Origin of the sequence: Streptomyces calidiresistens, from assembly GCF_014141525.1 — a bacterium.
GTDB lineage: Bacteria > Actinomycetota > Actinomycetes > Streptomycetales > Streptomycetaceae > Streptomyces > Streptomyces calidiresistens.
Map to the genome: position 1 here is coordinate 1 of NZ_VKHS01000367.1, position 5294 is coordinate 5294.

At 75.5% G+C, this 5294-nt stretch carries 5 protein-coding genes; 3 read left to right on the forward strand and 2 right to left on the reverse strand.

The features are described 5' to 3' along the window. Window positions 1-230: 230 nt before the first annotated feature. Together FOE67_RS15560 and FOE67_RS15565 are read left to right on the forward strand one after the other, a co-directional pair. Window positions 231-1463: an SAV2148 family HEPN domain-containing protein gene (locus FOE67_RS15560; RefSeq protein ID WP_182664689.1), complete on the forward strand. Its 1233-nt coding sequence runs from the start codon at window positions 231-233 to the stop codon at window positions 1461-1463. 230 nt (window positions 1464-1693) lie between these two features. Then, window positions 1694-2899 carry a CDP-alcohol phosphatidyltransferase family protein gene (locus tag FOE67_RS15565; protein WP_182664691.1) on the forward strand — a complete coding sequence of 402 codons (1206 nt, stop codon included), beginning with the start codon at window positions 1694-1696 and terminating at the stop codon, window positions 2897-2899. 36 nt (window positions 2900-2935) lie between these two features. On the opposite strand, the gene FOE67_RS15570 is transcribed toward FOE67_RS15565, so the two are convergent. Then, window positions 2936-3562: a GNAT family N-acetyltransferase gene (locus FOE67_RS15570; protein WP_182664693.1), complete on the reverse strand. Its 627-nt coding sequence runs from the start codon at window positions 3560-3562 to the stop codon at window positions 2936-2938. Window positions 3563-3725: 163 nt separating this feature from the next. Between FOE67_RS15570 and FOE67_RS15575 the strand changes: the two genes are divergently transcribed. Next, window positions 3726-4748 (forward strand): NAD-dependent epimerase/dehydratase family protein, encoded by a 1023-nt coding sequence (locus FOE67_RS15575; RefSeq protein ID WP_182664695.1) that lies wholly within the window; start codon window positions 3726-3728, stop codon window positions 4746-4748. Between the two features lie 54 nt (window positions 4749-4802). On the opposite strand, the gene FOE67_RS15580 is transcribed toward FOE67_RS15575, so the two are convergent. Next, on the reverse strand, window positions 4803-5294 hold a 492-nt coding region (locus FOE67_RS15580; protein WP_228473930.1), incomplete at its 5' end, for a gamma-glutamylcyclotransferase family protein.

The window sequence follows — 5294 nt, forward strand, 5'->3', positions numbered from 1 at the left end:
GATCGGGACCGACGGGGGCATCGGGGGCATCGGGGCTCATGTCCAGTGCTGTGCCCGGCCCCGCACGCCCTCACGCCCCGGTGTGCTCCGCTCGGGTGCCCCGCCCCCGGCGTGTCGGCCGGCCGAAACCACGGGCGGAACCCCCGCGGCCTTCCGCGCCGGGCTGCGGCGGCGGCCCCCGTCGCAGTAGGCTTCCTTGATCCATCGGTCGCGGAAGGCGGTGCGCTCGGGTGAGCTCTTCGGGTCGTGAGCTTCCCCCGGGGAACGGGGGGGACACCGCGGGCGCGGTGACGGAGACGGTGTCCCTGCCGCGCCCCGTGGAGATCGGTGCCGACCTCGCCTGGAACGCGGAGGACTGGGCCGAGGTCCGGGTGCGCGTGGAGCGCGCCGGCCGGGCCTACGTCTGGCTCAACCTGGTGGAGCAGCGGCTGCGCGCGGTGGTCGCCGCCGTCCTGCGCCCGGTCTACGAGCCGGTGCACGGCCCCGAGTGGGAGATCGCCGCCGCCGGACCCACGGGACAGGAGTGGGTGCAACGGGCGGCGGCGCTGCGGGAGGTGAGCCGGCGCAAGGGACACGTGCTGGACCCGGCCGACGACACGGTGCTGTCCTTCCTGACGATCCCCCAGCTGCGGGAGCTGATGACCCAGCACTGGCCCTGCTTCTCCCCCTACTTCGACAACCGGCGCGAACTCGAACTGACGCTGGACGAGTTGGAGGTCGCCCGCAGCGCGGTGGCGCGCAACCGGGGGCTGAACCGGGCGGTGCTGGACCAGGCCGAGCGCGGCTGCGCGCGCCTGCTGCGCATCCTCGACGGCCACGACCCGGAGCGCGACGCCGGCCGACTGCCGGTCGACGTGCTCGAACGCCTGGTCGGCGAGCGCTTCACCGATGTCGCCGGGGTGCACCCGGACCGGATCCGCCTGCAACGCCACCTGCCCACCGAGGAACTGTTCGGCGGTGCCCGCCGCCTGGACGCGGTGGGCACCGCACTGGGGCTGCTGGTGCAGAACTACCCCGGCCGCCGGCTGGTCCACCTCGCGGACGCCGGCGCCCGGATCCGGCTGCTCTTCCTCAACCCCGCCGCCGGGACCATGCGCCGACGCGAACGCGAGCTCGGCCTGAAGCGCGGTGAGCTGAGCCGCTCGGTGGAGACCGCGATCCTGCACGTCCGGCGCGTCCGCAGCCGGGTGCGGGACCCCGAGGCCTTCGAGATCCACGTCTCCGACGAGGTTCCGCGCTTCAGCGGGTACTTCGTGGACGCCGACGAACCCGACGGCCTGGCCGTCGTCCAGCCCTATCTGCGCCGCGCCCGGGGAGTGGAGAGCCCGGCCCTGGTGCTGCGCCGGCCGGCCCGGGCCGTGGTGCGTCCCGAGCGGCGCCGCGAGGGCGGGGAGCTGAGCATCTTCGAGACCTACCGCGAGGAGTTCGAGTCGCTCTGGGAGACCTCCCGACCGGTCTCCTGACCCCGCTCGCCCCGGCCCGGCACCGGCCCCGGCCCGGAGGGAAACCACCCGGTCGCCGGGGGTGCGGGGGCGCCGACGGTGTCGGGGATGTCCGGGAACGGGGGAGAGATGCCCCCCCGGTGCCATCAGATGATGTGAGCCGCGTCAATTCGACGCACCGCGCGGCTTGCGCTTTCACCACATCCCCTCATAGCGTCGGCCGATCCACACAGCCCGCCTGGAAGCAGACAATGCGCCGAGACATCCCCCCACTGCCCCACGTCCGTGAGATCACCCAGAAGAAACGCGACGCGTGGTGGACCGTCCTGCTGGTCGATCCGGTCGCCACACCCCTGGTCCGCTGGACCGCGATCCACACCCGCCTGACGCCCGACGCGATCACCTGGCTGGCGTTGTTCCTCGGTCTCGGCGCCGCCGCCTGCTTCGCCCTCGCCGACTGGCAGTGGCTGCTGCTGGGCGCCCTGCTGTACCACCTCAGCTTCGTCCTGGACTGCATGGACGGCAAGCTGGCCCGGCTCACCGGCACCGGCTCGATCTTCGGCGCCTGGTTGGACTACGTCTTCGACCGCATCAGGGTCCTGGCCTGCGCCATCGCGCTCATGGGCGGCCAGTACGCCGCCACCGGCGAGGTCGTGTACCTGTGGCTCGCGCTGGCCGTCGTCTTCCTCGACATGCTGCGCTACCTCGACGCGCTCCAGATCTTCAAGGTGCGCCACGAGATGCGCAAGCAGCTCAAGGCCCGCGCCCAGCGGGCCCGGGAGGCGGAGAACGCCATAGAGCTGGCGTTCATGGAGGACCTGCTGCGGGAGAACCCCTCCGCCGACGCCGAGAGCGACCGCGACGCCCGGGCCACCGAGGAGGCACGCGAGCGGGCCCGGGCGGCGATGGGGGAGGACCCCGCCCGGGGCGTCGACGGCCCGGAGCCGGGGGAGGGGAGCGCGCGGGAGCCCGGGGCCCCCTCCGACGCCTCCCCGGCGGGAACGCCGCCTCCCCCCGTGGCCGTGGTCGACCTGCACCGCGAGTTCCGCAGCCGCTTCCCCTGGTACCTGCGGTGCCGCTCCTTCCTGCTGCGCCACCGCATCCGCACCCACCTGGTCAGCGGCATCGAGTTCCAGATGGCGGTGTTCATCATCGCGCCCGCGCTGAACGCCGTGGTGCCCGTGACGATCGCCGCCGGCGTGCTGCTGCTGGTCTTCGAGCTGGCCATCATCTACAAGCTCCAGCTCTCCACCCGCGACTTCGGCCGGACCCTCGCCGACTTCGACCGGCGCGAGGAGCACCGCCGGGAGCGCGACCGGGAACGCCGGGCGACGACCGGCGCCGGTGCCGCCGGGATGATTCCCGCTCAGGTCGTCCCGGCCGCGGAGACGGCCGACGGACCGGCTTCCGAGCCGATCGCCGCCCCGGCGCGCAAGCCGGCCGGCGAACCCGTCTGACCCACCGCGCCCACCGGCACCCCACACCGGGGCCGGTCACCCGACCGGGTGACCGGCCCCGGTCGTGTCCCCCGCCGTCCCGGGCGGGGGGTCCTCCGCGAGCCGGGCGTGCGTCTCGACGTCGTACCGCCGCCCGTCCCACAGCAGCTTGCCGCGCTGCACCCCCTCCACCGCGAAGCCCGCGCCGCGCGCCACCCCGCAGGACGCCGGGTTGTCGGTCCGGTGGCCCAACTCCAACCGGTACAGCCGCAGCGGCCCGAACGCCGCCCCGCAGACCGCCCGCAGCGCGGCCGTGGTGATCCCGCGCCCCCGCGCGGCCGGCACCGTCCAGTAGGACACCCACGCCGTACCGTGCCGGTGCTCCACCGAGCCGAGACGGACGCACCCCACCGGCCCGTCGGCCCCCTCTCCCGGGAGGAGCACCGCCCACGAGAAGGCCCGCCCGGCGGCCCACTCCTCCTCGCGTTCCCCCAGCCACCGGCGCGCGGCCGACAGGTCCTCCACCGGCTCCGGCGCCTGCCGCTCCATCAGCGGCGCCCGGAAGGCGTCCCGCACGGCGCGGGCGTCGGCCGGCCGCCACCGGCGCAGTCGGGGCCCCTCGGGCCCGCCGGTCAACTCCTCGGGTGCGACGGGGAACCCGGCCGCCGGGACATCGATGCGCATCCGGTGGACGGTAGTGCGCGGATCCGCCGGACGCCACCGGAATCCCGGGGCCCGGGAGGTCGGTGGGGCCCACGGGGAGTTCCCGGAGCCGTTACGCCACGGGCGATTCCGCGCAGGGCGTGACCCGGGGCGGAGGCCCGGATTCCGGGGGAGGGTTCGGACCATGAGACTTCTGGTGCTGGGTGGAACGGAATTCGTGGGACGGGCGCTCGCCGAGGACGGCGCGGCCCGTGGTTGGGACGTGACGGTGTTCAACCGGGGGACGCGACCCGCCCCCGAGGGGGTGAGGACGCTGCGGGGGGATCGGCTCGCCCCGGAGGGCGGGTTGGCGGCCCTGGCGGACGGCGAGTGGGACATCGTCGCGGACACCTGGATCGGCGCCCCCCGGGCGGTGCGCGACGCGGCGCGGCTGCTGGAGCCCCGCGTCGGGCGGTACGTGTACGTCTCCTCCCGCTCGGTCTACGCCCCGCCGCCGGTCGCGGGGATGACCGAGGACTCCCCGACGGTGGAGGCCTCCCCGGACGCCGAGTCCGTCGACTACTTCGCCGACAAGCGCGGAGGGGAACTGGCGGCCCTGCGGGAGTTCGGCGACCGCGCCCTGCTGGCCCGCGCCGGCCTCATCCTCGGCCCGCACGAGAACATCGGCCGGCTGCCCTGGTGGCTGCGGCGCATGGAACGCGGCGGGCCGGTCCTCGCGCCGGGACCGCCCGACCTGCCGATGCAGTGGATCGACGTCCGCGACCTCGCCGCCTGGTGCCTGGACGCCGCCGAGCGGGGGCTGGAGGGGGCGTACGACACGGTGAGCGCCTCGGGCCACACCACGACGGAGGAGTTCCTGGAGGCCTGCCGGGCCGCCGTCGACTCCGACGCCGAGTTGGTCTGGGCCGAGCCGGAGACGGTGCTCGCGGCGGACATCGACCCCTTCACCGAGCTGCCGATGTGGATCCCGCCGGGGGAGCTGCACGACATGCTGTACCGCTCGGACACGAGCCGTGCCCTGTCGGCGGGACTGCGCTGCCGCCCCGTCACGGAGACGGTCGCCGACACCCTCGCCTGGCTGCGCGGCCTGCCGGCGGACGCCGACCCCCTCGGCATCCCCCACCCCGCGAGTTCGGGGGTCCGGCGGCCGGGGGTGCCGGCGGAGAAGGAGGAGGCGGCGCTGCGCGCCGCGCGCGCCACGGGGTGACCCACCGGCCCGGGATTCCTCCGCCCCGGCCCGCCGGGGCGGAGGAATCCCGGTTCACGGGGTGGGGCGGTCGAAGTCGGTTCGGGGTCCGCTCCCGGCGGCCCCGTCCGCCATCCAGTCCCCGCCCGGCACGCGCTCCCCCTCGGCCCGCAACCGGCGGGCGAGGAGCGGCGCGGCCAGGTAGACCCGCGCCCGAACGGCGCCGCCGTCGGGCAGCAGCACCCGGGCCACCACCCGCTCGTAGAGGTTGTCCGGGGCGCCGGGTCGGTACCCCTCCAACCGGTCCAGATCCGCCTGCACCTCGGCGTCGCGGCCCGGCAGGGGGCGGAACAGCTCACCGCGCACCAGGGCCCCGGGACGGTCGGGCTCGGGCACCGCGTACGGATACCCGGGGCCCCGGAACAGGGAGGCGCCGGGCAGGATCGCCGGCTGCGGCCCGCCGTGCGTCACCACCCGCCCGCCGAGGAGCGCCCCGTGGTACCGGCCGCCGCGCCGCAGCGTTCCGTAGACGAAGAACGGCGGACGCCCCCCGGCGGCCTCCCGCCC